The 24,235-nt window shown below is 70.5% G+C and carries 23 protein-coding genes and 1 pseudogene; 13 read left to right on the forward strand and 11 right to left on the reverse strand.

Annotated elements, in window-relative coordinates; all coding sequences use genetic code 11:
* The first annotated feature begins 35 nt into the window (after positions 1–35).
* From nifB to ALLO2_RS01035, 6 genes are all read left to right on the forward strand, one after another.
* On the forward strand, positions 36–1,565 hold the full coding sequence (gene nifB, locus ALLO2_RS01010) for a nitrogenase cofactor biosynthesis protein NifB (RefSeq protein WP_369808114.1): 1,530 nt from the start codon (positions 36–38) through the stop codon (positions 1,563–1,565).
* Complete coding sequence (locus ALLO2_RS01015) at positions 1,562–2,182, forward strand: iron-sulfur cluster assembly accessory protein (protein WP_035729064.1); 621 nt, start codon at positions 1,562–1,564, stop codon at positions 2,180–2,182. Before nifB ends, ALLO2_RS01015 begins: the two co-directional genes overlap by 4 nt.
* A 47-nt stretch (positions 2,183–2,229) precedes the next feature.
* Positions 2,230–3,066 carry a HesA/MoeB/ThiF family protein gene (locus ALLO2_RS01020; protein WP_011438830.1) on the forward strand — a complete coding sequence of 279 codons (837 nt, stop codon included), beginning with the start codon at positions 2,230–2,232 and terminating at the stop codon, positions 3,064–3,066.
* Positions 3,063–4,415 carry a cysteine desulfurase family protein gene (locus tag ALLO2_RS01025; protein ID WP_011438829.1) on the forward strand — a complete coding sequence of 451 codons (1,353 nt, stop codon included), beginning with the start codon at positions 3,063–3,065 and terminating at the stop codon, positions 4,413–4,415. The genes ALLO2_RS01020 and ALLO2_RS01025 overlap by 4 nt, the downstream gene beginning before the upstream one ends.
* Before the next feature lie 114 nt (positions 4,416–4,529).
* The gene (locus ALLO2_RS01030) at positions 4,530–6,533 is read left to right on the forward strand and encodes a 2-oxoacid:acceptor oxidoreductase subunit alpha (RefSeq protein WP_035729065.1); all 2,004 of its coding nucleotides are present in this window, start codon (positions 4,530–4,532) and stop codon (positions 6,531–6,533) included.
* A complete protein-coding gene (locus ALLO2_RS01035; protein ID WP_011438827.1) occupies positions 6,530–7,609 on the forward strand; it encodes a 2-oxoacid:ferredoxin oxidoreductase subunit beta in 1,080 nt (359 codons plus the stop codon). The genes ALLO2_RS01030 and ALLO2_RS01035 overlap by 4 nt, the downstream gene beginning before the upstream one ends.
* 487 nt (positions 7,610–8,096) lie before the next feature.
* Here the strand turns inward: ALLO2_RS01035 and fdxA are convergent, their stop codons facing one another.
* Complete coding sequence (gene fdxA / locus ALLO2_RS01040; RefSeq protein ID WP_011438826.1) at positions 8,097–8,432, reverse strand: ferredoxin; 336 nt, start codon at positions 8,430–8,432, stop codon at positions 8,097–8,099.
* A gap of 320 nt (positions 8,433–8,752) precedes the next feature.
* A complete protein-coding gene (locus ALLO2_RS01045; protein ID WP_011438825.1) occupies positions 8,753–9,202 on the reverse strand; it encodes a carboxymuconolactone decarboxylase family protein in 450 nt (149 codons plus the stop codon).
* A gap of 456 nt (positions 9,203–9,658) precedes the next feature.
* On the opposite strand from ALLO2_RS01045, the gene ALLO2_RS01050 reads away from it, so the two are divergent.
* Positions 9,659–10,105, forward strand: coding sequence for a response regulator (locus ALLO2_RS01050; RefSeq protein ID WP_035729066.1), 447 nt, complete (start codon positions 9,659–9,661; stop codon positions 10,103–10,105).
* A gap of 175 nt (positions 10,106–10,280) precedes the next feature.
* On the opposite strand, the gene ALLO2_RS01055 is transcribed toward ALLO2_RS01050, so the two are convergent.
* The 3 genes from ALLO2_RS01055 to ALLO2_RS01065 all read right to left on the reverse strand — a co-directional run bounded on the left by ALLO2_RS01055 (position 10,281) and on the right by ALLO2_RS01065 (position 12,955).
* A complete protein-coding gene (locus tag ALLO2_RS01055; RefSeq protein WP_011438823.1) occupies positions 10,281–10,484 on the reverse strand; it encodes a cold-shock protein in 204 nt (67 codons plus the stop codon).
* A 480-nt stretch (positions 10,485–10,964) separates the two neighbouring features.
* Complete coding sequence (fxlM, locus tag ALLO2_RS01060) at positions 10,965–12,167, reverse strand: methyltransferase, FxLD system (RefSeq protein ID WP_035729338.1); 1,203 nt, start codon at positions 12,165–12,167, stop codon at positions 10,965–10,967.
* Positions 12,168–12,172: 5 nt separating this feature from the next.
* A complete protein-coding gene (locus ALLO2_RS01065; protein WP_011438820.1) occupies positions 12,173–12,955 on the reverse strand; it encodes a thiopeptide-type bacteriocin biosynthesis protein in 783 nt (260 codons plus the stop codon).
* A 314-nt stretch (positions 12,956–13,269) separates the two neighbouring features.
* Between ALLO2_RS01065 and ALLO2_RS01070 the strand changes: the two genes are divergently transcribed.
* Positions 13,270–13,986, forward strand: coding sequence for an OsmC family protein (locus tag ALLO2_RS01070; RefSeq protein WP_232234833.1), 717 nt, complete (start codon positions 13,270–13,272; stop codon positions 13,984–13,986).
* A 9-nt stretch (positions 13,987–13,995) separates the two neighbouring features.
* Here ALLO2_RS01070 and ALLO2_RS01075 read toward each other — a convergent pair whose 3' ends face one another.
* From ALLO2_RS01075 to ALLO2_RS28005, 5 genes and pseudogenes are all read right to left on the reverse strand, one after another.
* Entirely contained in the window at positions 13,996–15,480 is a 1,485-nt protein-coding gene (locus ALLO2_RS01075) for a cytochrome P450 (RefSeq protein WP_023840007.1), read from the reverse strand.
* A 93-nt stretch (positions 15,481–15,573) separates the two neighbouring features.
* Positions 15,574–16,122 carry a hypothetical protein gene (locus tag ALLO2_RS01080; protein ID WP_023840008.1) on the reverse strand — a complete coding sequence of 183 codons (549 nt, stop codon included), beginning with the start codon at positions 16,120–16,122 and terminating at the stop codon, positions 15,574–15,576.
* A 36-nt stretch (positions 16,123–16,158) separates the two neighbouring features.
* On the reverse strand, positions 16,159–16,731 hold the full coding sequence (locus ALLO2_RS01085) for a hypothetical protein (protein WP_035729068.1): 573 nt from the start codon (positions 16,729–16,731) through the stop codon (positions 16,159–16,161).
* A gap of 266 nt (positions 16,732–16,997) precedes the next feature.
* The gene (locus ALLO2_RS25270; protein WP_023840010.1) at positions 16,998–17,144 is read right to left on the reverse strand and encodes an ATP-binding protein; all 147 of its coding nucleotides are present in this window, start codon (positions 17,142–17,144) and stop codon (positions 16,998–17,000) included.
* A gap of 41 nt (positions 17,145–17,185) precedes the next feature.
* Positions 17,186–17,419: pseudogene (locus tag ALLO2_RS28005) on the reverse strand (HAMP domain-containing protein); the annotation flags it as partial.
* A gap of 393 nt (positions 17,420–17,812) precedes the next feature.
* Between ALLO2_RS28005 and ALLO2_RS01090 the strand changes: the two are divergent.
* From ALLO2_RS01090 to ALLO2_RS01105, 4 genes are all read left to right on the forward strand, one after another.
* The gene (locus tag ALLO2_RS01090) at positions 17,813–18,781 is read left to right on the forward strand and encodes a PHB depolymerase family esterase (RefSeq protein ID WP_035729069.1); all 969 of its coding nucleotides are present in this window, start codon (positions 17,813–17,815) and stop codon (positions 18,779–18,781) included.
* A 255-nt stretch (positions 18,782–19,036) separates the two neighbouring features.
* Positions 19,037–19,873: an undecaprenyl-diphosphate phosphatase gene (locus ALLO2_RS01095; RefSeq protein WP_035729072.1), complete on the forward strand. Its 837-nt coding sequence runs from the start codon at positions 19,037–19,039 to the stop codon at positions 19,871–19,873.
* A 148-nt stretch (positions 19,874–20,021) separates the two neighbouring features.
* Positions 20,022–21,023 carry an adenosine deaminase gene (add, locus tag ALLO2_RS01100; RefSeq protein WP_011438812.1) on the forward strand — a complete coding sequence of 334 codons (1,002 nt, stop codon included), beginning with the start codon at positions 20,022–20,024 and terminating at the stop codon, positions 21,021–21,023.
* 43 nt (positions 21,024–21,066) lie between these two features.
* On the forward strand, positions 21,067–22,194 hold the full coding sequence (locus ALLO2_RS01105) for a glycerate kinase (protein ID WP_011438811.1): 1,128 nt from the start codon (positions 21,067–21,069) through the stop codon (positions 22,192–22,194).
* A gap of 45 nt (positions 22,195–22,239) precedes the next feature.
* Here ALLO2_RS01105 and ALLO2_RS01110 read toward each other — a convergent pair whose 3' ends face one another.
* A complete protein-coding gene (locus ALLO2_RS01110) occupies positions 22,240–23,040 on the reverse strand; it encodes an N-acetylmuramoyl-L-alanine amidase (protein ID WP_035729075.1) in 801 nt (266 codons plus the stop codon).
* A gap of 685 nt (positions 23,041–23,725) precedes the next feature.
* Between ALLO2_RS01110 and ALLO2_RS01115 the strand changes: the two genes are divergently transcribed.
* Entirely contained in the window at positions 23,726–24,163 is a 438-nt protein-coding gene (locus ALLO2_RS01115) for a hypothetical protein (protein ID WP_232234815.1), read from the forward strand.
* Positions 24,164–24,235 lie beyond the last annotated feature (72 nt).

Here is a 24,235-nt window from a genome sequence, read left to right on the forward strand (position 1 = left end):
GCCTGCCGATGCTGCCCACCGACCCGGCAGGCGAGATGCCCCGGCAGGCCACCGGGCCGGCGCCCGACACCGCCGCCGGCTGCGCGAGCAAGTCCAGCTGTGGCACCAGCGCTCCGGTGCGGGACCCGGAGATCGCGGAGAAGATCGCCAATCATCCCTGTTACAGCGCCGAGGCCCACCAGTACTACGCCCGGATGCACGTGGCGGTCGCCCCAGGTTGCAACATCCAGTGCAACTACTGCAACCGCAAGTTCGACTGCGCCAACGAGAGCCGTCCCGGCGTCACCAGCACCCTGCTGTCCCCCGAGGACGCCCTCGCCAAGGTCAAGCTGGTGGCCAGCGAGATCAAGCAGATGAGCGTGCTGGGGATCGCCGGCCCCGGCGACCCGCTGGCGAACCCGAAGCCGACCTTCCGGACGATGGAACTGGTGGCCCGGGACTGCCCGGACATCAAGCTCTGCCTGTCTACCAACGGGCTGACCCTGCCGGACCACGTCGACCGCATCGCCGAACTGAACGTCGACCACGTCACCATCACGATCAACATGATCGACCCCGAGGTCGGGGAGCGGATCTACCCGTGGATCGCCTTCCGCGGTAAGCGGTACACCGGCCGGGAGGCGTCCCGGATCCTCTCCGAGCGTCAGCTCGAGGGCCTGGCGATGCTCACCGAGCGGAAGATTCTCTGCAAGGTCAACTCGGTGATGATCCCCGGGATCAACGATGACCACCTCGTCGAGGTCTCCCGGAAGGTCAAGGAGCTCGGCGCCTTCCTGCACAACGTGATGCCGCTGGTGTCGGCGCCCGAGCACGGCACCCACTTCGGCCTGACCGGGCAGCGCGGCCCCACCCCACAGGAGCTNAAGGCGCTGCAGGACCGCTGCGAGCAGGACGACGGCGCCGAGATGAACATGATGCGGCACTGCCGGCAGTGCCGCGCCGACGCCGTCGGCCTGCTCGGTGAGGACCGGGGTGAGGAGTTCACTCCCGAGGCGTTCCGTGGCCGTGAGATCGAATACGACCTCGAAGGCCGCCGGCAGACGCATAGCGAGATCGAACGGTGGCGCTCCGAGGTGGCTGCCACCCGGGGAGCGCTGAACATCTCGACCGGCGCGGTCATTCCCTCTGGCCCGGGCGCATCCCCCGATGAGGGCACCCCGGCCGGGGCCCGCCCGGGGAACGCCCGCCCGGAGAACGTCGTGCTCGTCGCTGTAGCGACCAAGGGCAGCGGCGTGGTGAACCAGCACTTCGGTCACGCGACCGAGTTCTGGATCTACGAGGGGGGTCCGGGCTGGGCCCGGCTCGTGCAGACCCGCGACGTGGACCGCTACTGCAACGGCCCGTCGGACTGCGACGAGGACGCCTCCAAGCTCGACAAGACGGTCGCGATGCTGTCCGACTGCGCGGCGGTGTTGTGCAGCAAGATCGGCCTCGGGCCGCGCGAGGCGCTCGAGAATGCCGGGATCGAACCGGTGGAGCTCTACGACCTGATCGAGAAGGCGGTGGCCGAGGTCGGCTCCCGCCTTGTCGCACATCGTGCCGAAGCGGAGGTTGCCGTCCGATGAGCGCCACCACCCCCACCGTCGAACTGACCGACCGGGCCGTGAAGCAGGTCCGTCACCTGCTCGCCTCGACCCCCGGCACGGGCGGGTTCAGCCTGCGGATCGGCGTCGACCCCGGTGGCTGCGCCGGCTTCACCTACAACCTGGCGCTCGTCCCCGGTGCCGAGGCCGAGGACGTCGTCATCGGCCAGGACGGCTTTGACGTCGTCGTCCACTCGTCGATGGTTCACCTGCTGCGCGGGCTGCGCGTGGACTACACCGAGACGCTGACCTCCTCCGGGTTCACCTTCCAGAACCCGAACGCGACCAGCTCCTGCGGCTGCGGGACGTCCTTCGGTGCCTCGGACTCCACCGAGCGCACCGCCGCGGACGCCCGCCTGCGCGAGCAGGTCGAGGAGATCATGGAGGAGATCCGGCCCTTCCTGCGGGGAGACGGCGGGGACGCCGAGGTCGTCGCGACTCTCGCCGGCAACGGCGAGCCCGGGACGGCGGAGGTGCACCTGCGCCTTACCGGAGCCTGCGGCGGGNGNTCCNGCGCCNCCNCGACCCTGACCGGCGTCATTGAGAGCCGGTTGAAGGAGGCCCTGCCCGAGATCGGCCGGGTCGCGCTGGTGTCCTGACAACGCACTACTTGATCACCTGTTCGGCCTAACCCGGGGAGCGCCCGATGGTCACCGCCCGATTCCGTTCCCACCCGCGTCTGCTGGGGTCCATCTGTGCCGGGCCGCCGGCACCGTACCCATCCCGTCGGCAGGCGCCGTCCGTCTTCGACCCGAATCGACGGTACGAGCGGCAGTTGGGTATTCCGGGCTTCGGAGTGTCCGCTCAGCGGCGGCTCAGCGGCGCGACCGTCCTGGTGGCGGGGGTGGGCGGGGTCGGCGGAGCGGCGGCGACCTACCTGGCCGCCGCCGGCATCGGCCGGCTGATCCTGGTCCATCCGGGCGTTCTGGAGGAGCCGGACCTCAACCGGCAGACCCTGATGCGGCCCGACCGGGTGGGCGACGCCCGGGTGGAGTGCGCGGCCGACACCCTGCGCGCACACCACCCGGACGTCGAGATCGTCGCCCTGGACCGGGATCTGACCGATCCCAGCCTGCCCCGTCTGATCGCCGAGGCGGACGTGGTGGTCGACGCTCGGCACAACTTCCCCGAGCGGTATCTGCTCAACCGGCTGTGCCTGGCGACGCAGATCCCCCTGGTCGTCGCCGCGATGAACGCCACCGAGGCGTATCTGCTGGTGGTCCGGTCGGGTTCGCCCTGCCTGCGGTGTGTGTTCCCGGAGGGGGACCCGTCCTGGGAGCCCCTCGGTTTCCCGGTGCTCGGCGCGGTCGCCGGAACGGTGGGCTGCCTGGCGGCGACCGAGGCGCTGAAGATCGCCGGTGGATTCGCCGAGCCGGCGGTCGGCCGGCTGATCCACCTCGACCTGTGGGACACGGACCTGCGTACGCCGCGGACGCGGCGCGATCCCGCCTGCGTGGACTGCGGCTCTGGAGGCGCACCGTGATCTATCTTGACCACAACGCGACGACCCCGGTCGACCCGGAGGTTGTCCGGGCGATGCTGCCGCTGCTGCGGGACCACTTCGCGAATCCGGCCAGCTCGCACCCGGCGGGGCAGGCCGTCGCCCGGCTCGTCGAAGGAGCCCGGCGGGACGTGGCGAACCTCGCCGGCGCCCAGCCGCGTGACGTCATCTTCACCAGCGGGGCGACCGAGGCGGCCAACCTGGCGATCGCCGGGGTCCTGGCCACCGCCCCGCCGTCCTGCCGCCGCGTACTCGTCGGAGCGACCGAGCATCGGGCGGTCCTCGCCGCGGCGGAGGCCGCGGCGCGGGTGCACGGGGCGATCGTGCAGACCATCCGGGTTCATCCCGACGGCACGATCGACCTCAATCATCTGCGCGCGCTGCTGCAACCGGTATGGGACGGTTCCGCCGTCGCGGGGAACGGGGGGGTTCTCGGGGCCTCCGTCTCGAAGGTCGCCCTGGTGGCGGTGATGACGGCGAACAACGAGACCGGGACGCTGAACGACCCGCGGCCCATCGCCGAGCTCGCCCACGGGGCGGGGGCGTTCTACCTCGCCGACATCACCCAGACACTGGGCCGGATGCCGGTCTCGGTCGCGGACGCCGGCATCGACCTCGCCCTCGCGTCCGCGCACAAGCTCTACGGGCCCAAGGGCACCGGCGCGCTGATCGCCGGCCGACACGCCCGGTCGCAGCTGGCACCGCTGATCCACGGCGGTGGGCAGGAACGGGGCCTGCGCGCCGGCACGGTCAACACCGCCGGGGTGGTCGGCTTCGGCGCCGCGGCGCGGATCGCCGCCGCGGTGATGGACGACGAGGCCCCGCGGCAGCGGGCCCAGACCGAGCTGCTGCACGATCTGCTCGTCGAGTGGCTCGGCGTCGATGCCGTCGAGCTCAACGGGCCGAGTGAGCGCGGCGGGAGCCGCGAATGCCGGCTGCCGAACACCATCAACCTGCGGTTCGTCGGTGCCGACGCCGACGCCGTCCAGGCCTGTCTGCCGGACGTGGCGGTGTCCGCGGGCTCCGCCTGTCACGGGGGCGGCGCCGAGCCGTCCCATGTGCTCACCGCGATGGGCCGGTCGACCACGGCGGCCATGGAGAGCCTGCGGTTCAGCGTGGGCCGGTTCACCAGCGTCGACCAGATCCACGCCGCCGCCGCCGCGGTGGCTCGCGCGGTGCTGCGCGTGCGTGCCCTGGAGCAGAACCGGTCGAACGATCTTTTCGACGGCCCCACCACCGAGTTCCGGGCGCAGGAGATCCCCACCGACCGGGTGTTCTCGCGGGCCCTGCGCATGCCCGAGGTGCCCGCCCCCCGATCCGCCTATCCCTGACCCGTTCCCCCCACGCTTCCCTGACCCCGCTTCCGTGCTGTCAGCGTTGCCACGCGCGGTTCCGCTCGCCCGGCGCGGGCGTGCGTAGCTGAGAAGTTGAGATGAGGTTTCGCCATGCCAACCGAACAGTTGTCCGAACGACCAGATCCGGGGGTCACGCAACTGGAACACGTGGTGATCCGTTTTGCCGGTGACTCCGGCGACGGGATGCAGCTCACCGGTGACCGGTTCGGCGCCCAGGCCGCCGCGGGCGGCAACGACGTGGCAACGTTGCCGAACTACCCGGCGGAGATCCGGGCGCCAGCCGGAACCGTGGCCGGGGTGTCGAGCTACCAACTCCACATCGCTGACCACGACATCAGGACCCCGGGCGACCGGCCCGACGTTCTGGTCGCCATGAACCCCGCGGCGCTCAGGGCGAACATCGCCGAGCTGCGTCCCGGCGGGGTCCTGATCGTGGACACCGACGCGTTCACGGTGATGGGCCTGGAAAAGGCCGGTTACGAGGCCGATCCCCTGACCAACGGGTCGCTGGACGCCTACCACGTGCACGCGATCAACCTCACCGGTCTCGCCGCCACGGCCGTCGCCGAGTTCAACCTGAAGCGCAAGGACGCCGCCCGGACGAAGAACATGTTCGCGCTCGGCCTGGTGTCCTGGATGTTCAGTCAGCCCATCGAGGACACGATCGCCTACCTGCAGAAGCGGTTCGCCGCGAAGCCGGACGTGCAGGCCGCGAACATCGCCGCGCTGCGGGCCGGGTGGATCTACGGCGACACCACCGAGGCCTTCGCGCTCTCCTACGAGGTGAAGCCGGCCAAGCTGCCCGCCGGCACCTACCGGCACATGAAGGGCAACAAGGCGATCGCCTACGGCCTGGTCGCCGCCGCGCAGCAGGCCGGGATGCCGCTGTTCCTCGGCGCCTACCCGATCACTCCCGCCTCCGACATTCTGCACGAGCTGAGCGCGCTCGCCTCCTTCGACGTGCGCTCCTTCCAGGCCGAGGACGAGATCGCCGCCATCGGTTCCGCGATCGGCGCGTCCTTCGCCGGGATGCTCGGCGTGACCGTCACCTCCGGTCCCGGGATGGCCCTGAAGACCGAGGCTCTCGGCCTTGCGGTGATCATGGAGCTGCCGCTCGTTGTCGTCAACGTGCAGCGCGGCGGGCCGTCGACCGGTCTGCCGACCAAGACCGAGCAGTCCGACCTGCTCCAGGCCCTGTACGGCCGGCACGGCGAGGCGCCGCTGCCGGTGATCGCGGCGCGTTCGCCCGCGGACGGCTTCGACGCCGCGCTGGAGGCAGCCCGGATCGCGCTGGCCTACCGCACCCCGGTCATCCTGCTGTCCGACGCCTACGTCGCCAACGGCAGCGAGCCGTGGCGGGTGCCCGAGACGGCGGAGCTGCCCACCATCGGGATCGATCTCGCCACCGGCCCGAACGGGGNGGACGAGGCCGGTAACCCGATCTTCCTGCCGTACGTGCGGGACCCGATCACGTTGGCCCGCCCGCTGGCGATCCCGGGTACCCCGGGGCTCACGCACCGCATCGGCGGTCTGGAGAAGGCCGACTTGACCGGTGCGGTCTCCTACGACCCCGACAACCATGACCTGCTGGTCCGCACCCGACAGTCCAAGATCGATAACATCGACGTGCCGCTCCTGGAGGTCGATGATCCCAGCGGGCCCCCCGGATCCGGCGCCGATGTGCTGGTGATCGGATGGGGCTCGACGTGGGGGCCGATCGGTGAAGCCTGCCGCCAGGTGCGGCGCGACGGCATGAAGGTCGCCCAGGCGCACCTGCGCCATCTCGCCCCGCTGCCGGCGAACCTGGCCTCGGTGCTGTCGGAGTACCACACCGTGCTCGTCCCCGAGANGAACCTCGGGCAGCTCGCCGGACTCCTGCGCCGGGAATGCCTGATCGACACCGTCGGCTACAACCAGACCCGCGGCATGCCGTTCCGGGTCGCCGAGCTTACCTCCGTCATCAGCCGGATCATCCAGGGCATCGACGAGGAGCCGTCGGCGGATGCGGCCTCGAAGCCGGTCGGGGACGTGAGCGCCCGGTTGAACGTACACCTTGGTTCGAAGCTCGGCACGGCCGGGGAGGCAGGACGATGATCTCGCTGAATGGTGGATCCGGAGAACCGTCGGGTGACTTGGCGGGACGGCCGGCGCTGACCGCGCAGGACTACATGACCGGCAACGAGGTCCGCTGGTGCCCCGGCTGCGGGGACCACGCCATCCTCTCGACGATGCGGGGTCTGCTGCCGGCCCTCGGCGTCCCGCCCGAGAACATCGTGATCGTGTCCGGCATCGGGTGCTCCTCGCGGTTCCCCTACTACCTCGACACCTACGGCATCCACTCGATCCACGGCCGGGCGCCGTCCTTCGCGACCGGTGTCTCGATCAACCGGCCGGACCTGGCGGTGTGGGTCGTAACCGGTGACGGCGACGCGCTGTCGATCGGCGGTAACCACCTTATTCACGCGCTGCGTCGCAACGTGAATCTCAAGATCATGTTGTTCAACAACCAGATCTACGGTTTGACGAAGGGTCAGCATTCGCCGACCTCCAGGATCGGCACGATCAGCCCGTCGAGCCCCCACGGGTCGCTCGACAACCCGTTCGACCCGGTTGCGCTCGCGCTCGGCGCCGGCGCGACGTTCGTCGCCCGCACGATCGACTCGGACCGTCGCCACCTCACCGCCACCCTCACCGCCGCCGCGGCGCATCAGGGAGCGGCGCTGGTGGAGATCCGGCAGGGCTGCCCCACGTTCAACGCGATCCCCCGTCAGCCGAAGCGGTCCGATGCCGATGCCGATGCCGGCGCCGCCGGGGCGAAGGGCGAGCAGGGGCCGATCCGGCTCTCGCCCGGTATGCCGGTGGTTTTCGGCGTGGACGAGCAGTACGCCGTGATCCGCGACCCGGCCACCGGGGAGCTGGCGGTCGGGCACAGCGGTGACCCCCGCGTCGTGGTGCACGATCCGACGGTGGAGAACTCGACCTATGCCTACGCCCTGGCCCAGTTGGCGCAGGCGGAGTTTCCGGAGCCGCCGATCGGCGTCTACCGGTCGGTCTCGCATCCCGTGTTCGACCAGCTGTTCCAGGAGCGGCTGGCGACCGCCCGGCCCGGCGGCCTGGGCGATCTGCGGACGTTGCTCCAGGGCGCCGACTCCTGGACGGTGGCCGGGTAGGTCGCAGCCGGGTGACCTACGGCCGGGATGAGACCTACGGCTGAGGCGAACCGGACCGATGGACGGTCGTCGGATGGATGCTCGGGGGGCGGGGGATCAGGCCTGTCGGGGCTGGCCTGATCCCCTCAGGGGGTCCGTTACGGTGCCCGCCCCGGCCTCGGCCCGGAGTGATTTCGGTTCCGGCCCCACGTGGTTTCCGTCATGTTCTCCGGTCGCCTGGCGATGACGTCTGCATGCCGTTTTCCGGGATTTTTGTCACGCCGCCTTCTCGTCAATCGACATTCCGCGGCGCGTCATCTGGTCGACGGCACGACCGGTCGACATCACCCGTTGGGAAACCCGCAACTCTGCTTCGGTCTCGGCCCCTGTTTCGCCCCCGAAATGTAGAGGGCCGGTGCCCGGACGGGGTGGGTCCTGAGCACCGGCCGTGGGCCGGCGGTCTCGCTGACGCCGTGGCCGCGTCAGCCTTCGCCGGCGGCTTGTCTCGTCAGCGTCTGTAGGACGCGACGAAAGCGGTGTCCGCTCCGATCGGGCCGATCTTGCCGGCGCCGCCCGGATTACCGATCGGAGCATCCCGACCAGGCAGGATGTCGGTGAAGAACCGGGCCTCGTCCGCGATGAACTCGGCCTCGCTCGCCGGCACGATCCGGGTACTCTTGATCGCGTCGACCGGACAGACCGACGCGCAGGCTCCGCAGTCGATGCACTCGTCCGGGTTGATGTACAGCTTGCGGCTGCCCTCGTAGATGCAGTCGACCGGGCACTCCTCCACGCAGGCGGTGTCCTTGACATCAATGCAGGGCGACAGGACGACAAACGTCATCGGAGCCTTCTTCCCCGTTCGCCTGCGGTCACGGGAAAATCGTAACAGGATGCCGCCGGCCGGGGTGGGTGGAACTGTAAAGGACAGGTAAACAACTCGTCCGTAGGGCAACGAATTTCGATGGCCCGAAACGGGGGACGAGGAAATCTCCAGGGATATTTTTAACCATGAGATTTTCCTTGCCTGTAGCCGGGCCGTCCGGGCCCGTCCGCCGGAGGGCGGTGGCACCCGCGCCGGCGTGTCCTCAGCCGGTCTTGACGACGGTCTGCGGGCACCACCGTCCGTTGGGCCGCCGGCGCGGCGGGTCCTCTGTCGCCGGTTCAGACGTCGGTGTTGCCGGGGGGCTGAACCTGGGCGGTTGATGGAGCGTGTCCCGGCGAGGCCGGGGTTACGTGCCCGAGCGGCGCCGTACCGTCCCCCGCCTCGTGCCGCTCGGCGCGGAAACGCCTGAAGGCGGCGAACGCGCGCGGGCCGTAGACCGACGCCGGTCCGCCGTTCATCAGCAGTGCCACCCCGATGGCCTCGGCCGCCTCCTGGCAGGTCGCACCCTGCCGGACGGCGCCGTGAGCGTGTGCCTCGATGCAACCGTCGCACTGGGTGCTCACGGCGAGCGCCAGTGCGATCAGCTCCTTCGTGCGGCTGTCCAGGGCGCCGTCACGGAGAGCCGCGTCGCCCAGGGTGCCGAGCCCCCGGTATACGTCCGGGATCAGCCGACGCAGTTCGCGGGCATGCGGGCGGATCTCGTCTTGGACCGGGCTGCCGGAGCTCATGNCCCCTTNCCTNCCCGCCGGGGACGACCGGGAACCGCCACGCCGGGAACGGCCGAAGCCCGGCCTCGTGCCCGGGCGGTCGGGGTAGCCGGGCGGTCGGGGTAGCCGGGCGGTCGTGGGGTCGTGGGTGCCCGGGCGGTCGCGGCGAGGCCGAAAACGGTGAGCCTCGGCTCGTCCTCGGACTTGTCCCTGTTAGGGGGGCGACAGACCACTTCCATTGGCGTACCGTCAGACATCGCCAAAGTCCGTGCATCGATTCCGGGGTGTCCGGTTACCGTTCCGGGCCGGACGGACTCCGCCCGCGCCTGCTCGCGGCCCCGCTCACGCTCTCGAGGAGCGGCCGTCCCGCGCCGTAGGCGCTGATTGTCCTGTCCGCCCTGGCCCCGCTTTACATCCCCTACCCCCGCTTCTCGTCCGGCTGCCATGCCATGGCGGCCTCTACTTCGAGGTATCCAGATGACGGCGAGTGTCCNTACGGACCCGTTCGACGTACTGCTGGTTGAGGACGACCCGGGGGATGTCCTCATGACCCGCGAAGCGTTCGCGGATGATCGGATCAACGGCAGGCTGCATGTCGTGAACGACGGCATCCAAGCCATGGCGTTCCTTCGCCGGGAGGAGCCCTTCACACAGGCCCCGGCGGCCGACCTGATCCTGCTGGACCTCAACCTGCCGCGCCGGGGCGGCATCGAGGTGCTGGCCGAGGTCAAGGCCGACACCGACCTGCGACGCATCCCCGTCGTGGTGCTCTCCACCTCGGGCGCTGCCGAGGACATCCTGCGCAGCTACAACCTGCACGCCAACGCCTACGTGACGAAGGCGGTCGATTTCGACCGGTTCGTCGACGACGTGCGGTTCATCGACGACTTCTTCATCACCGTGGTTCGGTTGCCCGGGCGCTGATCTGGTCGCTCGTCAGGTGCACATGGCCCATGATCGAGCGGTGCCCGCCGACGGCGTCGGTCAACTACTGCGGTGAGACTACCGGCCTGCCAACACAACATCGGCCAACGCAACATCGGCGCGCGGCTCCCACGGGAGCCGCGCGCCGACGCGTAAGGCTGGGGGTGGTACGGCCTCAGACGGGCTGGACGTTGTCCGCCTGCGGTCCCTTCTGGCCCTGCACGATCTCGAACTGGACGCTCTGGCCCTCATCCAGGGACTTGTAGCCGTCCGCCACGATCGAGGAGTAGTGGACGAACACGTCCGGGCCGCCACCGTCGACGGAGATGAATCCGAAGCCCTTCTCCGCGTTGAACCACTTGACGGTACCCTGCGCCACGATTATTTCTCCTTGCCGCGCTCCCGGTAAGCGTCCTTCGCGTACCGGCCTCGCCCCAGACCCCGGCCGGTGCCGTGGTCCAGTCGTGCCGTTCTCTGCGTAGGTCACGCACGGAAGAACAAGCAACACCTACAGCCTACCCCTCCACCGACGTGGTGTGCCCGCTTGGCTCTTGTCCCGTCGGACTCGATGCGAAGCAGCTGGCGAAACGTCGGTTATCGGCACCCAGCGAGTGTAGTAGCCGGGGGCCGGCGCTCGCGTGCCGCTGCATCTCGGCGTCGGCGATGATGACCCGGGACCTGCCATCCGGGTGGCGCCGCGGGTGGCGCCGCGGGTGATCCACCCCGGTAGATCCGGGCGTCGAGGGCTGGGCAGGATGGCCGGTCACGGGGGACGAGGGGAAACCGTGGTGCGACGAGAGCGAACGTCGTGGGTGCCGCATCTGTCGATGTGGTGAAGGCCATCGGGTCCCGCCTCTTCTCAGGGCTGCCAGCGGACGGTGAGTCGGCTGTTCGGCCGATCGACGCGGTGTCCGGCGACGGTCTGGTCCTCCAGGGTGTCCGCGGCATGGGCCGTTACGACAGGTTCGGCGGGGCCTTCTTTGCGCCACTGGTGCAGCAGATCGGNGAGGNGCGCGGNGAGGGTGGCCGCGTGGGGTCCGTGGGCGGTGACGCCGAGTTCGTCGGTGTCGGATGCGAGGGGACGCAGGGTGACGTAGGCGATGGTGGTGCCGTCGTGGATGGTGGCCCCGGCCCAGCGCCGTGTCGGAGTGAGCTGGCTGTCAGGGCGGACGGTGGTGTCGACGGCGAGGCGGCCGAAGCGGGCGCCCATGGTGACGAGCCACAGGTCGAGGTGCGCGGTCGGTTCGTCGTCGTGGATCGTCAGCCCCGTCCACAGGTTGTGGGGTGGGCTGGCCGCCGCGGCGCGCAGCGCCGGCTCGTCGGCGGGGTCGTGGTCGTCGACGTGCAGGGCGACACCGTCTGCGAGGGCGAGGGTACGGCCGGTGTGGGCGTCGGCGCCACGTAGGGGGACGAATCCGCAGACGAGCGCCGAGCGGCTGACGAGCCGGCCCGGCTCAACGGCGTCGAGCGGGAGGGAGCGGGTCAGGCCGCTTCCGTGGAGACGGAGAGGCACGACGATACGACCGGCGGGGGCGAGCTGGTTCCACCAGCCCTTGGCCAGGTCCCAGGCCCCGGCCGTGATGACGATCCGATCGTAGGGCGCTCCGCCCGGGTGGCCCGCCGCACCATCGGCGTGGACAACGTCCACGCGTTCGTAACCGGCCTTGACCAGTGCGGTGCGCGCGCCTGCGGCGAGCTCCTCGTCGATCTCGATGGTGGTGACCTGGCCGGTCGGGCCGGTGAGTTCGGCGAGGAGTGCTGCGTTGATGCCGGTGGCGGTGCCGATCTCCAGGACGCGGTGGCCGGGGTGGACGCCGGCCTGTTCGAGCATGGCGGCGACGAGGCTGGGTTGGGATGCTGAGGACAGCGCGGTGCCGTCGGGGGCGCGGCGGGTGACGACGACCTGGGGGGCGTAGGCGGNTTNCAGGNCGACGTCGGGCAGGAACAGGTGTCGCGGGACCGTGCGGAACGCGGCTTCGACCTGGGCGGTTCGGAATGTGCCCCAGCGGTGGATGTCGGCGACCAGGTTGTCGCGGAGCTGTTCGGGGGTGCGGGTGGTCATCGTGGTCACCGTTCGTCAGGGATCGGGCCGGGGTCATCGAAGATGATGGCGGCGGTGGTGTGGGCGAGCTGCGCCTGGTCGGCGGCGGGGAAGCCGAGCCGGTTCCAGGCGAACAGGATGTGATGGGCAAGAACGGCGCGGAGGCCGCGGGTGAGCTGGCCCTGGTTGGCGAGGTTCGCGAGTGACCGACCCGCGTGCCGGAACGCTGCCGGCCACGCCGGTAGCGCTTTGAGGGGCTGCACGGTGCGGGCGGCGAGAAGTTGCCGGACGGCGTTTCGGGTAGCCGCCGTGGCGGCGGGCTGCCGCGCACTGGCCTGGCGGGTGCGGCGGTGACTGGCGACGCGGGTCCAGACGTCACCCTGTTCGTAGTAGTCCTGGCCAGCTGACCTCAGCAGCGCCGCGGCCAGCACGAGTCCGACCTCGGCCCGATGCTCGGGGCGGGCTCGGTCGAGGTGGGCGAGGACGTTGCGGCTGTCGTGGTGGAAGAGCTGATGCGCGACGTCCATGCCGGCGGGGCCACCGAAGGCGTGGATCTCAGGCTCGTAGACGGCGGGTGCCCAGCGGTGGACCGCGTCGCCGTTGAGCACGGCGCGGAGCCTGCCGTCGCCGGACTCCGCGGGGTTGCGCCCGTCCCGATTTGGGCCTGGGCGCCAGCGGATCCGCCAGGAGGCTGCCTTCCTGGTGAACCACCACAGGCTGATCCCGTCCGTCTGCTCAGCTGAGGTCAGCAGTGGTGCCAGCTGGGTAACCCCCAGATGTTCGGCGGCACGCCAGTCTTGGCACCACACCGTAGCGCTCTGTGGCGGTCTATGATGGTCACGCGAGCCTTAAGGAGTGGGCCGAGTCGCAGGCCGTGGCGTACGTGACCGCGCGCCGTTGGTACGCGGCCGGTGTGCTCCCGGTTCCGGCGCGCAAGGTCGGTGGGCTGATCCTCGTCGGCGGACATGCGGCAGGGCCGGTCCGCGCCACGCCGTTCAAAGGACCTCATCCCCAGCGCGGTGGGCGTCCATCTGGCCCCGCTGGCCGGGACCGATGGCCCCTGATCAATACCGTTCATCGTCCTAACCTCGGCATGGCAGGTACAAGACGTCAGGGGGGCGTGATGAACGGACCGAGAACGAAGTCAGCCGATGCGCTCGCGCGCGACGTGATCCGGACCGCCCATGGGCAGGACATGATCATCGGACGGCTTCCCCTGGATGGGGAGGGCCAGGGCGCCAGCCAGATCATTCTGAACGTCGGCTGCCAACGGCACGACCGCGGCGAGGAGTGGGCGCACCTGACCGTGCCCGAGGCGCGGCAGCTGGCCGGACGGCTGCTGGCGCAGGCCGCGGCAGCCGAACGCGACCGCGAGGATGCCGTCGGGACAGCAGACTCGGCGCTTGACCGCGGGCGGGACACGGCTGGGTCCGGAGACGGTCACCCGGGCCGGATCGATGTGGCCTACCTTGCGGGTGAGTCGTACGCGATCGGGGTCCGTGGACACGAGATGCTGGTTGACCAGCCGCTGCGGCACGGTGGTGACGACATCGCGGCGACGCCGACAGAGTTGTTCGTCGCCTCACTCGCATCCTGCGTCGCCTTCTACGCCGGCCGGTACCTCACCCGCCATGGCGTGTGCCGGGACGGTCTGCGGGTTGCTGCCGAGTTCGACATGGCGACTGACCGNCCCGCCNGGGNGGCGGNGGTGCGGCTGCNAATCGCCGTTCCCGCCAGTCTGCCGGAACGGCGCCGGCCCGGCCTCGTAGCGGTGGCCTCGCACTGCACCGTCCACAACTCGCTGCACCAGCCGCCCGACGTCGGCATAGAGATCGCCTGATAAAGGCCGCTACCGGTTCGGGTACCTACCGTGGGCGATCATGGGTAGGCCGTCCTTCGGTCGCAGGGTGACCAGGGGTTGCGGTGTGACGGGCAGGCCGGGTACGGGGGTGAAGGACCAGCGGCGGGCGATAGCGGCCAGGGCGAGCACGCCTTCGGTGATGGCGAAGGTGTTGCCGATGCACTGGCGGGGGCCGGCGCCGAACGGGAAGTAGGCGAAGCGAGGCCGCATCTTCGGCCCGGCGTCGGCCGGCTCATCGGCGGTGTCGGGCCCGGTCCAGCGGATGGGGTCGAAGAGTTCCGGTCGCGGCCACCAGCGCTCGTCGCGGTGCACCACCCATTGGCTGAAGACCAGGGTGGAGCCGGCGGGCAGGCGGTAGCCGGCGACGTCGCGGTCTTCGACGAGGTGGCGGCCCATGGCCCAGACGGGCGGGTACAGCCGCATCGCCTCGCTGATGACCGCGTTGGTGTAGGGCAACTGGGGCAGGTCGTCGATCGTCGGCCGCCGCTCGCCGAGCACCCGGTCGAGTTCGGCCTGCAGAGTCGCCAGTACTTCCGGATCCCGGCCGAGTAGGTGGAACGTCCAGGTCAGTGCGTTAGCGGTGGTCTCGTGGCCGGCGAGCAGGAGGGTGAGCGCCTCGTCGCGGACCTGGGAGTCGTCCATCGACGCGCCGGTGTCGGCGTCGCGGGCGGTCAGCAGCAGGGACAGCAGGTCGTTACCGGTGGCGCCGGTGGCGCGGCGGTCGGCGATCAGATCGTGGACGACGCGGTCGAGCGCGTTCCGGGCGTCTCGTCGGCGCCGGGGCGCCGGGAGCGGTAGCCGTTCGAGGGTAGTGAAGCCGGGAAGTTGGGCTCGGCGGGCTGCGGGCATGTTCTGGTCGAGAGCGGCCCGAATGACGTCGACGACGTGGCTGTCCAGGTCGACGTCGAACAGGGTCCGGGCGACGATCGCCAGGGTCATCTCGGTCATCTCGGTGTGCACGTCGAGGCGCTGCCCGTCCCGCCAGCCGTCGGCGGTCTTGTCCGCGATGGCCGCGAAGGCGTCGGCGTAGCCGGCGATCCGCTGCTTGTGGAACAGCGGCTGCAGCAGCCGGCGCTGCTGGCGGTGGGTGTCCCCGGCGCTGGTCAGCAGGCCCTGGCCCAGCAGCAGTGCCAGCGGCTGCACCACCGTTCGCCGGGAACCGGCGCCGCGGCGTACGGCACCTTTGGCGTAGGCCCGGTGTCCGCTGACCAGGGCGTCAGCGATCGCGTCCGGGTCGGTGACGAGGAAGGCCGACACCGGCCAGCTCGCCAGGCGCACCACCGGCCCATGGGCGCGGGCCAGCTCGTTGAGCCGGGTGAGCGGGTCGGCACGCAGCCGCCGGATCGCCTCGACCGGCCCCTCTCCCGAGCCGGGCACCCTGTCGGAGGTCTTGATGTCGGAGGTCTTGATGTCGGAGGTCTTGGCTGTGGATGGTGGCGCGGCGACGGAGCGGACGTGGGGAGCGCGGCTCATCACGACTTCCTTTCGGGCGGAGATGGGAGCGAGTGGGGTGGACGCAGGGGAAGCGGGCGCGCGGTGCTGAGGGCGCGCGGTGCTAATAGCCGATTAGCTGACGAGCACCACCGCGACGAGAAGGCCGATCTTCACGGCGAGGGCGACGTCGGCGGTCCGGCCGGTGGCGTGCGGCAGGCCGACCGCCGTCAGCAGGGTTACGGCGGCGCGCCGGACCGCCGGCCACAGCAGGACGGCCAGGCTCGCGCCGCACCCCGCGACGGCCAGTCGAAGGCCCACCGGGCCGGCAGCGACGACGCCGGCGATGGTCGACGCCGCGATAAGGGCGAATGCCTTGACAGCCGCGAAGGCCGTGACCGTCCGGCGAGCGCGGAGCAGAAGGGCGGACACGGCCGCGGACACGGCGACCATGACCAGAGCGGTCAGCGGGGTCAGCGGCTCGGGCCCAGTCTCGGCCAGGCGGGTGACATGCAGGTGCGGCAGCGGCTGTTCGAGCCGCAGTGCCGCTGCCGTCAGCACGGTGAGCGCAGCGACGCCGGCTTGCACACCGCGCAGGACCGCCACGGCCGCGACCACCAGGAGCAGACGGCGCAGACGTCTCCGGGCCGGCGTGCCCCCGTGGCCGACGAGCGGCCTGGTCACCGAATGTTCTCCTAAAGTCACTGGTCGCATGTGCGCCTACGCGGAGCAGGCCCACGCGATCGAACCGGCGAGCGTTCGGCCGCCGGTGCTCGTCGCCGAGAAGGAGACGTCGCCACCAGTAGCGGTGACCTGCGCGGTGGCCGGTACGGCGGTGACCGCGTAGTGGGCATCCGGGCCGGNCATCGACACGGTCACCGAAGCCTGGTAGCTCCCTGGCCCGTGGTAACCGGCCACCCGCACGACGTCCGAGACGGCGTAGCCGTGGACCGAGCCGCTCGCCGACGCCACGTAGCGGGCGCCCGCGGTCTGGCAGCTCACCACCGTGTCGACGTGGCCGGAGACCGCCACCGGGGAGGTGATGGCCACGGTCAGGGAGCCCGGCCCGCCGGCACCCTTCCCGACCGCATCCGTGGATGTCGCGGCAGCCGACGTCGCCGCCGACACCGGTGTCGTTGAGGTTGGCTGGTCGGCTGCCTGCTCGGCGGTCGCCGTCGCCGGCGCGGCGGTCACTACCCGGGTGCCAGGCTGGCAGGCCGCGATGGTAAGCAGCGCCGCGCCGGCAACGGTAGCCGTTGCGAGACCTCGACGGACCGGAGCCTGAAGGTTCATGGGAACGGGACACCTGCCTTCGGGAGATCGGAGATGGTCAGGTGGCCCCGACGGGTGACCGTGGGAGCCAGCCGGCTGGGTGCCACGGTTTCCGTGGACCGGCTGTGCCCGTGTCCCCTGCCAGCAAGGCAAGAACATCAGCCTGGAATGAGAACCCTTTCCCGGCAAGATGTGAGGCACATTCGGATCCGCAGTTTTCTTGCTATGACCGGGCAACCCGCGGAGGCGGTGAACGCGGCGTCACTGGTCGAAACGGGCCGGCCCGGTCAGAGGAGGTTGACGGGCCGGACCGCGGCCAATTCCTCCCCTGTACCGGCGGGGAGGACGATGCGGACGGTGGTGCCGGCGCCGGGGGCGCTGTCGAGGGTGGCGGTGCCGCCGTGGGCGGCGGCGATGGCGGCGACGATCGCCATTCCGAGGTCGCTGCCGGTCCGGCCACCGCCGCGGCTGCCGGCCGCCGACGGTCCTCGAAGGCCGCCTGAATCTGGCCGAGCATGGTGTTGAGCGCCGCCGCGAGCTGACCGGTCTCGGTGCGCGGACGCCCCGGCGGGACCCGCCGAGCCAGGTCGCCGCCGGCGATGGCGGCCGCCGTACGGGTGATGTCCCGCAGCGGGCGTAGCCCCCGGCCGAGCAACAGCCAAGCCGCCGTACCGGTCAGCGTGAGTACGGCCGCACCAGCGGCGGCCTCGTCCAGGGNCACATCGGCGAACGTGAGCACCGGCGCCGGCGGCACCCTGGCCGGGTCTCCCGCACTCATCCCCACCTCTTCCCGCATCCCCACCTCTTTCCGCCGCCCTTCAGCCCTCGCCAGCCCGGCCGGCGGGCTCCACCCCCGGCCACTACGAGGTCAGCGGCTCGTCGCACCCCGCATTCCATACAAGAAAGATGTGAATTCCGTACGAAAGCGGGTGGTGAGACGTAGTGGCGTAGGTGGCTGTCGAACTCGTACTCGGCGCGGTCGGCACCACGCCGCCCGCTCCCGGCACGCTATGGCGCGAGCAGATCAAAATCATGGTTGGGCGGGTATGCCAGGCTGTGGGCATTCCCTTGCCCGCTTATGGGCGCCGACCAGAGGGGTTCGATGATCATCCGCTTCCCCCGCACGTCTTGGTTGCTCGCCGTGTTCGTCGCTGGCGCGGTCGCCCTCACCGGCTGCTCGGGGCCGCTTCGGCGCTCCGCGGCAGGCCCGGCAGAGCCCGCCAGCACCGCGACGGCTTCTACGCCGGCCGCTGTCCCGGTCGGATCGTCGGTACGGTCGATCAACGTCGGCGGCGCCACCCGCGCCTACCGGCTGTACCGGCCGCCGACTCTGCCCGCGCGGGCGCCGCTCGTCGTCATGATCCACGGCGGTTTCGGTGGCGCGGAGCAGGCCGAGAACTCCTACGGCTGGGACGCCGAGGCCGACCGCGGCCATTTTCTCGTCGCCTATCCCGAAGGGCAGAACCATGCCTGGTCCGTCGGCGGCGGTTGTTGCGGAAAGCCCGGTGCGACCGGCGTGGATGATGTCGCCTTCATCACTGGCATGGTAGCCGCCATCCAAGCCGCCGTACCGGTCGACACCGCCCGTATCTACGCCACCGGAATCTCCAACGGCGGCATGATGGACTACCGGTTGGCCTGCGACACCACCATTTTCGCCGCGATCGGACCCGATTCGGCGACCCTGCTCGGCACCTGCCCCGCACCGCGGCCAATCTCCGTCATCGCCATTCACGGCACCGCGGACCACACCGTACGCTACTACGGCGGCGAGGGTGACGGGGTCGCAAAAATCAACGGACCGGCCGTCCCGTTCGTGAACGCGATGTGGCGTACCGCCGATCATTGTGCCACCCCGGCCACAACCACTACGGAAAGCGTCACCACCTTTATCGCCACCTGCCCGCAGGGACGGGCCGTGGAACTGGTCACCATTGCCGGCGCGGGCCACCAGTGGCCCGGCGGTGCCCNCCNCCCGACGGCCGAGCGAATCCTGCATCTCGACCCGCCGTCAACCGCCCTGAATGCCACCGCGACCATCTGGGCCTTCTTCACCCATCAGGCAAGGTGAACCGCACGCCGGCGGGACTCTCGTTCTCCTCGTCCGCGGCGCTGCTGTGGCGGGCGGGCCCTGACCCGGCTGGATCTGCCCGTCGTGACCCGCACCGAGGCGGCCGTCGCCCGGGCGACGGCTCGATGTGCGCTGACCCGGGCGCTGGCCGCCTGACGGCCGCGTGGCCCGCCCCACCGGGAGCAGATGATCCTCGTCGTCATACACTGCCCTGCGCGATCAGCAGGTGGCGTGTACCGGTGCGGAAGGGTCCATGTGAACGTCCTGGAAGCGGTGTTTCTCGGCGCGGTCGAGGGGCTGACGGAATTTCTGCCGGTGTCCAGCACCGGACATCTGACAATTTTGGAGAAGCTGCTCGGCCACGACATCGACGACCCGGACATCACCGCTTTCACCGCGATCATCCAGGTCGGTGCGGTCTTCGCCACCCTGCTTTACTTCCGGCATGATTTCCGGCGCCTTCTGGCGGCGTGGGGCCGCGGTGTGCGCGATCCCGCCTGGCGGGAGCATCCGGATTACCGGTTCGGCTGGGCCGTCATTCTCGGATCGATTCCCATCGGCCTGGTCGGGGTGGCCTTCAAGGATCAGATCGAGACCACGCTACGCAGCCTGTGGTTCGTCGGCGGTGCGCTGATCCTCTGGAGCGGGGTGATGGGGTACGCGGACCACGTCGGTACCCAGAAACGTCACGAGGAGGACGTGACGTGGAAGGACACCCTGGTGATCGGCATCGTGCAGTGCATGGCGCTGATCCCGGGTATCTCGCGATCCGGGGCGACCATGTCGGCGGGGTTGCTGCGTGGCCTGGACCGGGNGGCGGTGACCCGGCTGTCCTTCTTCCTGTCCATCCCGGCCCTGATGGCGGCCGCGGCGCTGCAGGTCCTCACGAAGTCCGACGACATCGCCGACGGGGTGGGCTGGCCGGCGACGATCATCGCGACCGTGGTCAGCTTTGCCGTCGCCTACGTCGCGATCGCCTGGCTGTTGAAGTTCATTGCCAGACACAGCTACAGCGTTTTCATCGGTTACCGGCTGGCGCTCGGTGCCACCGTGCTCTTCCTCGTGGCCACTGGGATCGTCTCGGCGACCTGAGCCGGCGACCTGAGCCGGCGACCATCTTCGTCCGGCTCCCGCGGGGCGGCTCGACCACGTAAGTTTCAATCCACCGTCTTGCGGGTTCGTGGTTGTCCCCACGGGATGGGGAGACCGCCGGCCGCGCGGCCACGGAGGAAGGACTGTGATGCGGGATCTGCGTTCGCTGCCCAAGGGCCATCTGCATCTGCATTTCGAGCTGGGGATGCGGCCGTCGACACTGGCCGACCTGGCCGCCGCNGCGGGCGTTCCGACTCCCCGCACCACGGGGTTTACCGAGTTCGGGGGCTTCAGCGAAGTGATCGCCGGCATCCTGCCGGTCTTCCGCCGGCCCGAGGACTTCGAACGTCTCGTCGACGAAATGATCATCGATGCCGCGGATGAGGGCGTCACCTACCTCGAACCCAGCTTCTGGCCGTACGTTCATCTAGGCGTCTTCGGGAGCGCGGAGGCCGCCTGGGAGACGGTGCTGGCCCGATCGGATCAGGTCGGCGCGCGGTACGGGGTGACCGTCCGCTGGATGGCGGCCGTCGACCGGGTCTTCGACTCCCCCGAACAGGCCGTCTCCGTGGCCCGGTTGGCCCTGCGTTACGCCGATCGGGGCATCGTCGGCCTAGGGCTGCACAACGACGAGAACGGCTGGCCGCCGGAGCCGTTCATGGCGGCGTTCCGGATTGCGCGCGACGGCGGGTTGCTCTCGACCCCCCACGCCGGGGAACTCGACGGTCCCGCGTCGGTGCGTGGCGCCATCGAGACCCTGGATGCCGATCGTCTCCAGCACGGTATCCGCGCCATGGAGGATCCCCGACTCGTCGACACCCTCCTCGAACGAGGGACCTGCCTCGATGTCTGCCCGACGTCCAACCTGCTGCTCTCGGTCGTCCCGTCGATGGCCGAACATCCGCTTCCGGCCCTGCTGCGGGCCGGGGTGCGATGCTCGATCAACGCCGACGACCCGCTGCTGTTCGGGCCCACCTGTCTGGAGGAGTACGAGCTGTGCCGATCGGCGCTGGGCCTGACCGACGAGGAACTGGCCGCCTGCGCCCGCAGCTCGGTGGAATCCGGAGCCGCGCCGATCGAGGTGCGGACGGCGGCCCTCGCCGGCATCGATGCGTGGCTCGCCGACGCGGGATGTCTCGACGGCCGGTGACGCTCCGACGGCCGGTGACGCTCCGACGGCCGGTGACGCTCCGATGACGGGGGTACCGTCCCCCCACCGGCCCGCGCGGGTGGTCCTCGCACCCGACTCGTTCAAGGGATCGGCGACCGCGGCCGAGGTGGTCGCGGCGCTGGGCGCGGGCTGGCGCTCCGAGCGGCCCCGCGATCAGGTCGTGGGAGTACCGATCGCCGACGGTGGCGAGGGCACCCTCGACGTCTTCGCCGTCGGCGTACCCGGGTCGGAGCGGCACCCGGCACGGGTGACTGGTCCGGACGGGCGGGGCCACGACGCCGAATGGCTGTCGCTGCCCGATGGCACCGCAGTGATCGAACTGGCGAGGGCGAGCGGGTTGCCGCTGATGCGGGAACTCGATCCGTTGGGCGCGCAGACCGTGGGCCTCGGCGAGTTGGTCGCCGCCGCGATCGACGCCGGAGTCGACCGCGTTCTCATCACTTTGGGCGGTTCCGCCTCGACCGACGGTGGTACCGGTGCCCTCGCCGCGTTGGGTGCCCGGTTCCTCGACGCGGCCGGCCGGCCGTTGGCCGTCGGCGGCGGCGCCCTCACGTCGCTCGCGCACATCGATCTGACCGGGTTGCGGCCGGCGCCGGCCGGGGGAGCGTACTGTCTCGTCGACGTCGACGCGCCCCTGCTGGGCCCTGCCGGCGCCGCCGCCGTATTCGGGCCGCAGAAGGGTGCCGGACCCGCGGACATCACCCGGCTGGAGGAGGGGCTGCGCAGGCTCGCCCACCTGTTGGGTGGTGCTCCCGACGCCGCGGGAGCCGGGGCTGCCGGCGGCACCGCCTACGGCCTCGCCGCGGCCTGGGGAGCCGAGGTGGTCCCCGGCCTGCCGACGATCATCCAGGCGGCGGGCCTGCCGGCGGCCCTTGCCGGCGCCGACTGGGTGGTGACCGGCGAGGGCAGGTTCGACCGCACCTCGTTGTCCGGCAAGGTGGTCGGCGGAGTCCTCGCGCTGGCGCGGGACGCCGAGGTGCCCGTGCTCCTGGTGGCTGGGCGGGTTGACGCCCCCCGACCGGAGGGGGTCCGGGCCGAGATCGCCCTCGTCGATCTCGCCGGGGGGCCGGCCATGGCGATGGCCGAGCCGCTCCGGTGGCTGCGGAGGGCCGGCGCCGAGCTGGCCCGCCGGGTCACGACCGCCCGGTGAGCGGGAGCGCCCGGTGCGGGGGAGCGGCCGGGCCCGGTCTGTGGGTCAGACCCGGCGGTTCATCCCGGTGAGGAGGTAACCGATCTTACGCCAGGTGTTGGGCCCGCAGACCCCGTCGTCCGGGATGCGGCCGAACCACGGCGCGGCGTAGCGCTGTAGGGAGGCCACCCGGGCAGTGGTCCGTGGCCCGTACACGCCATCCGGCGTTATCCGGTTGGGATCACCGGTGGGGGCCTCATGGCCAAAGATGATGTTCAGGGCGTTCTGGAGCTCCACGACGTCCGGACCACGCGATCCCTCCCGCAGGGTCGGACGGTCGTCGTAACGGTGCCGGGGATCGGCGGCTGCGCCGACTCCGTTATGCCGCGCGGCGGCGAGGATGTCCCGGCGTCGGTTGGCCCGGATGTCACCCGGGCAATTGTGGCCCCCCCACGCCTGGCCGCCCATCCGGTGGGTACCGATACCGTAACCGGCGGGAGAGTCGGTGATCTCTTCCTGCCATCCGAACTCCCGCATCCCCCACTGAAAGAGCTCGCCGAGCCGGATGATTTGTAGGGGTGTGTAGTCCTCGGTCTCGTACCCTTCGCATTCGCAGGAGATCCAGTATGGATTTCCTGCCGCCTGGGCCCAGGCCCTCCGGTCGAAAGGAACGTACTGCTCGAAGTCGCCGCTCCTCGACAGCCACAGGTGTGAGCTGACCTGGCTGGCGGGGTTGTCGAACCAGCCGAACAGGGAGCCGCCGCCCACCTGGACGTGCGGGATGAGGCCTCGGGTGGGTTGGATCATCACTCCGGTCGTGTTCCGCACCGGACGGAAGCGGGCCGGCGGGTACAAGGNCGGNGCCATCGCTACCGGCTCTCCTTCCCACGTGTGTCGCCGCGACAGATCCTCGTCTGGGAAATCACGATTCCGGGCCGCTTCCTGTTCATGGGGTCATCAGGTCGGTTGACCGCTACAGTCATAGTTTCCAGCCGGAGTACCAGCATGGCCATAGTGCCGGGCTGCTGCGGAGAGGTCCGCATCGGGGCGGTATGCCCGGACATATGGTGAGTGGAAACCCTCCCGCTGGATCCCTGACAGGGGCCCGACCCGGTTCGGTGGTGCGCCCCAGGCACGGACAGCCGACGCCGCCGCGAGCCGCCATCCCTTCGACGCCTCGTCAACCCTCGGTATCGAGGGGCATACTGACTGTTTTTTGCGGATGTTTGCGGGAACCGCGGACCGGGCGGCGGAGCCCGTGTTTCGATGCCGCCTATATGGTTCTACCGCCTGTATCGTTCTAGCGCCTGTATCCTTCTACCGCATGATCGACCCGCAGCCGGGCTCGAGAAGGAGGCATTCAATGCGGTATGCCGTATCTTCCCCGCGACGAGTCGGACGGCCGTTATCCTCCGGAGCGCCGGGAGCACCGGAAGCGGCTGCGTCCGGAGGGTGTCGTCCCGCGCGGCGCGGTTCCCGGCGGGCGGGCCGGCGCGGCGGCGCGACCCGGACCACCCTGGCCACTCTGACCACCGCCGGGGCGACCCTCGCGGTGAGCGGCATCCTGGCTCTGGTGAACGCGGGCGCCGCGCAGGCCGGTGGAGCGACCTGGGCGAGCTGCCCGGGCGGGCAGGCGACGGAGGTCGGTGTGCCGGCGGCGGCCGGAGAGCCGAACAGACCCGCGACGTATCTCGACGCCGGTTTCTACGTCCATGTCGCCTCGTTGTGGCCGCCGGCCACGGCATCGCTGTGCCGGACCGGTCCCGGCCGGGGTGAGGAGGCCGGCGAGCCGATCTTCAGGTTCGGGCACCTGAGCTGCCCCGGCGGCGACGCGACCTTCGGTGTGCGCAGGCCCGCGGTACCGGACCGGGCGAGCGCCGACGTCCCGTCGGCGACCTGGGGGACCTACCTGCCGGCCGGCTGGTACAGCCTGGACGACCTGAGCGACCCGTCGTGGACGTCGGTTTGCTGGTCGTCCAGGAGACGCTGACCGATCCCGGCCGGCGAAGCGCCGATTCAGGTCGAAGCGCCGAATCCGGTGGATCGGATTAATCGGATTAAC

The organism is Frankia sp. Allo2 (assembly GCF_000733325.1).
GTDB classification, from domain to species: domain Bacteria; phylum Actinomycetota; class Actinomycetes; order Frankiales; family Frankiaceae; genus Frankia; species Frankia casuarinae.